We start from the raw sequence: 1373 nt of genomic DNA on the forward strand, positions 1-1373 counted from the left end.
GGACCGGGCGCCGGAGGACCGGCCGCGGCGGCGCCGGCTCTCGCGCGGCTTGCGCAGCGACCAGCCCTCGGTGAACCCGCGGCGGACCGACAGCGTCACCTGGACCTGCCCGGCGGCGAAGGCGATACCGCCCAGGGCGATCACCGGCACGGAGGGGATCAGTACCCCGGTCACCACGCAGAGAAAGCCGGCGAACGCCAGCAGCCGCCAGCGCAGCCGGGCCCGGTACTGGAGCAGTACTTCGCCGAGCAGCCAGAGCGCGACCAGGCCGAACGCGAGGTAGAGGACCGTCCAGCCCATGTACGCCCCATCTTCTGCCGCTCCGCGGCCACCGTGATCAGGACCGCTGGTGCAGTCCCAGATTCTCGTAGATCTCCAGCGTCGCCGTGGAGTGGTTCAGGGTGATGAAGTGCAACCCGGGCACGTCCTCGGCCGTCAAGCGCGCGCACAGATCCGTCGCGTACTCGATGCCAATGGAGCGTACCGCCGCCGGGTCGTCCTTGACCGCCAGGATGCGGTCCGCGAGTTCGGGCGGGAACGCCGCGTTGCTGAGCTGGGCGAAACGTTCGATCTGCCGCACGTTCGTGACGGGCATGATCTCGGGAATGATCGGCGTGGTGCAACCGGCGGCGGCGACGCGGTCGCGCAGCCGCAGGTAGTCCTCCGGGTAGAAGAACATCTGGGTGATGGCGAAGTCGGCACCGGCCCGGCACTTGTCGATGAAGTGGTCGATGTCGGTGTCCCAGTCCGTGGACCGGGGGTGCATCTCGGGGAAGGCGGCGACGCCGACACAGAAGTCGCCCGACTCCTTGATGAGGCGGACGAGTTCGGCCGCGTACATCACTCCCTCGGGGTGCCGGACCCACTCCCCCATGGGGTCGCCGGGCGGGTCGCCGCGCAGGGCGAGCATGTTGCGGATACCGGCGTCGGCGTACTGGCCGATGATGTTGCGCAGTTCGGCGACGGAGTGGTTGACGGCGGTCAGGTGGGCCACCGGGGTGAGGGTGGTGTCGGTGGCGATGCGTTCGGTGGCGCGCACCGTGCCCTCACGGGAGGTGCCGCCGGCTCCGTACGTCACGGAGACGAAGGTCGGGGCGACCGCCTCGATGCGGCGGATCGCGTTCCACAAGGTCCGCTCGCCCTTCTCGGTCTTCGGGGCGGCGAACTCGAACGAATACGACTGCTTGCCGGAAGCGAGCAGGTCTCGCACGGTTCGGGCGCGATCAGTCCTGGTGGAAGCGGTACCTAGGGCCATACGGGCAGGTTAGCCACCCCTGGGGCGCGCACCAACCGGGACCGGAGTTTTGGCTGGTCGAGGCCGCCGGCGTCCATCTGGTGGACGCTTTGCCGTCGGTCTTCGGCCACCTGGGCCC

The 1373-nt window shown here is 69.4% G+C and carries 1 protein-coding gene and 1 pseudogene; both read right to left on the bottom strand.

Annotated elements, in window-relative coordinates; translation table 11 throughout:
* A pseudogene (locus AC51EU_RS30555) lies at window positions 1-300 on the bottom strand (hypothetical protein); the annotation flags it as partial.
* A 37-nt stretch (window positions 301-337) separates the two neighbouring features.
* The gene (gene metF / locus AC51EU_RS30560) at window positions 338-1255 is read right to left on the bottom strand and encodes a methylenetetrahydrofolate reductase [NAD(P)H] (RefSeq protein ID WP_496270338.1); all 918 of its coding nucleotides are present in this window, start codon (window positions 1253-1255) and stop codon (window positions 338-340) included.
* Window positions 1256-1373 lie beyond the last annotated feature (118 nt).

The organism is Candidatus Streptomyces philanthi, from assembly GCF_059553635.1.

Coding starts and splice junctions, on each gene's coding strand:
- metF (WP_496270338.1), bottom strand. CDS start 1,255: ATGGCCCTAGGTACCGCTTCCACCAGGACTGATCGCGCCCGAACCGTG.